At 42.0% G+C, this 3368-nt stretch carries 1 protein-coding gene and 1 pseudogene; both read left to right on the top strand.

Translation table 11 applies throughout. The features are described from left to right. A pseudogene (locus H7T93_RS09865) lies at positions 1-551 on the top strand (type I restriction endonuclease subunit S); the annotation flags it as partial. After that, a complete protein-coding gene (locus tag H7T93_RS09860; protein WP_037604160.1) occupies positions 548-3196 on the top strand; it encodes a valine--tRNA ligase in 2649 nt (882 codons plus the stop codon). The pseudogene H7T93_RS09865 and the gene H7T93_RS09860, both read left to right, overlap by 4 nt. Positions 3197-3368 lie beyond the last annotated feature (172 nt).

Below are 3368 nucleotides of genomic sequence, written 5' to 3'. Positions count from 1 at the left end.
AGATGTTTATAAGAGACATACTATATATAGGGCAAGCAAAAGGTAATGATTTTAATAGATTTGCTCAAGATAGATTGAAAAGTCATTCTACTCTTCAAAATATCTTATCGCAGATAATTGACTCTAGAATCATATATGATATTAAAGTACTTCTGTTATCAACAAGTGAAGTTAAAGTTGCTACTACTATGGATTCCGGTAAGTTTGCTACAATATCTGCGGAAGAAATATTAGATTTTCCTGATGAATCTAGTCACATAAATCTAGTTGAAGCAAAATTAATTAATTATTTTAAACCTGAATTTAACGAAAAATTCAAAAATTGGTATGTTCCTGAGGAGCATCACAAGTCCTATGATGATTATTATAAAAAGAAATTTAATTCTATGGTAATCACTTTTGAAAATTTATTGCCATGTTCTTTCTATACAGATCATGTTAAACATTTTACAGTACCGTTTGAAATTATAGACTATTCGATAATTGGGAGTGAAAATTTTTTTGAATCTGTGATAGAACAGTATATTAATTCGAAGGAGAAACAAAAATGAAACAACTTTCACCTAAATACAATCCAGCCGAGGTTGAGGCTGGTCGTTACCAAAAATGGCTTGACGAAGATGTTTTCAAGCCTTCAGGCGATAAAAAGGCTAAGCCTTATTCAATCGTTATTCCACCACCAAACGTAACCGGTAAACTTCACCTTGGTCACGCTTGGGATACGACTTTACAGGATATCATCATCCGTCAAAAACGCATGCAAGGTTTTGATACACTTTGGCTTCCTGGTATGGACCACGCTGGGATTGCCACTCAAGCTAAAGTAGAAGCTCGTTTGGCTGAAGACGGCATCTCTCGTTATGACCTTGGTCGTGAATCTTTCTTGACTAAAGTCTGGGAATGGAAAGACGAGTATGCGTCAACTATCAAGCAACAATGGGGTAAGATGGGTCTTTCTGTAGATTACTCTCGTGAGCGTTTCACCCTTGACGAAGGTCTTTCAAAAGCGGTTCGTAAGGTTTTTGTAGAGCTCTACAAGAAAGGTTGGATTTACCGTGGTGAATTTATCATCAACTGGGATCCGAAAGCCCGTACAGCCCTTTCTGATATCGAGGTTATTCACAAGGATGTCGAAGGTGCCTTCTACCACATGAACTACATGTTGGAAGATGGTTCACGTGCCCTTGAAGTGGCAACAACACGTCCTGAAACTATGTTTGGGGATACTGCTGTAGCGGTTAACCCAAACGATGACCGTTATAAAGATTTGATTGGTAAAAATGTTATCTTGCCAATCTTGAACAAGCCAATCCCAATCGTTGGCGATGAGCACGCAGACCCTGAATTTGGTACTGGTGTGGTGAAAATCACTCCTGCCCACGACCCTAACGACTTCTTAGTTGGTCAACGTCATAACTTGCCACAAGTCAATGTCATGAACGATGATGGTACCATGAATGAATTGGCTGGTGAATTCAACGGTATGGACCGCTTTGAAGCTCGTAAGGCTGTTGTTAAGAAATTGGAAGAAATCGGTGCGCTTGTTAAGATTGAGAAGATGACCCACTCAGTTGGTCACTCAGAGCGTACTGGAGTTATGGTTGAGCCACGCTTATCTACGCAATGGTTCGTGAAGATGGATCAATTGGCTAAGAACGCTATTGCCAACCAAGACACAGATGATAAGGTAGAATTCTACCCACCTCGTTTCAACGATACCTTCCTCCAATGGATGGAAAATGTCCATGATTGGGTTATTTCTCGTCAGCTCTGGTGGGGTCACCAAATCCCTGCCTGGTACAATGCTGAGGGTGAAATGTACGTCGGCGAAGAAGCTCCAGAAGGTGACGGATGGAAACAGGATGAAGACGTCTTGGACACTTGGTTCAGTTCTGCCCTTTGGCCATTCTCAACCATGGGCTGGCCTGATGTCGACTCAGATGACTTCAAACGTTACTTCCCAACTTCAACCCTAGTAACAGGTTACGACATCATCTTCTTCTGGGTGTCTCGTATGATTTTTCAATCATTGGAATTCACTGGCCGTCAACCATTTCAAAACGTTCTGATCCACGGTTTGATTCGTGACGAGCAAGGACGCAAGATGTCGAAATCTCTCGGAAACGGGATTGACCCAATGGATGTTATTGAGAAATACGGTGCTGATGCCCTTCGTTGGTTCCTTTCAAACGGTTCTGCACCAGGTCAAGACGTGCGTTTCTCTTACGAGAAAATGGATGCGTCTTGGAACTTCATTAACAAAATCTGGAACATCTCTCGTTACATCCTCATGAACAATGAAGGATTGACCTTGGATGTGGCGCGTGAAAATGTAGCTAAAGTGGCTGCTAGTCAAGCAGGTAACGTGACAGACCGTTGGATTCTTCACAACCTCAACGAAACGATTGGAAAAGTCACTGAAAACTTTGACAAGTTCGAATTTGGTGTGGCTGGTCACATCCTCTACAACTTCATCTGGGATGAGTTTGCGGACTGGTATGTTGAGTTGACTAAGGAAGTGCTATACAGCGACAATGAGGACGAAAAAGTCATCACTCGTTCGGTTCTTCTTTACACTTTGGACCAAATCTTGCGTCTTCTTCATCCAATCATGCCATTCGTGACTGAGGAAATCTACGGTCAAATCTCTGAAGGAACAATCGTGACGGCGGAATACCCAGTGGTTCGTCCAGAGTTTAAAAACGAAGAAGCAGCAGCCGGTGTTGAAGCTCTTAAAGATGTGATTCGCTCCGTTCGTAACTCACGTGCAGAAGTGAACGTAGCGCCAAGTAAACCAATCACTATCTTGATCAAGACAAGCGACAGCAAGCTCGATGCTTTCTTTAATGATAATGTCAACTACATCAAACGCTTCACAAACCCAGAACACTTGGAAATTGCAGCAGATGTCGAAGTGCCTGACTTGGTTATGTCAAGCATCATTACAGGTGCAGAAATCTACTTGCCACTCGCTGACCTTCTTAATGTCGAAGAAGAATTGGCTCGTCTTGAAAAAGAATTGGCCAAATGGCAAAAAGAACTCGACATGGTTGGTAAGAAACTTAGCAACGAACGCTTCGTAGCCAATGCCAAACCAGAAGTCGTCCAAAAAGAACGCGACAAACAAGAAGATTACCAAGCTAAATACGATGCGACAGTAGTGCGTATTGAAGAAATGAAGAAATTGGTGAAATAAACAAAGAAGCACGGCGGAATGCCGTGTTTTTTAAGCTCTTTGTCAACTGTGGTGCTTCACAAAAAAATTCTGGTGATGTGTCGTGATTTAAATATAATCATAACCACCCGTCTAACGGGTGGTTTGATCAAGGGCTATAAGCCCATAATACCAGCCAGCGCCTAAAGACGCT

The sequence above is a fragment of the Streptococcus sp. 9.1 genome (genome assembly GCF_016648815.1).
In the GTDB taxonomy this organism is placed as follows: Bacteria; Bacillota; Bacilli; order Lactobacillales; family Streptococcaceae; genus Streptococcus; species Streptococcus salivarius_E.
This window is presented reverse-complemented; position numbering and strand designations above follow the sequence as displayed.

Coding starts and splice junctions, on each gene's coding strand:
- H7T93_RS09860 (WP_037604160.1), top strand. CDS start 548: ATGAAACAACTTTCACCTAAATACAATCCAGCCGAGGTTGAGGCTGGT.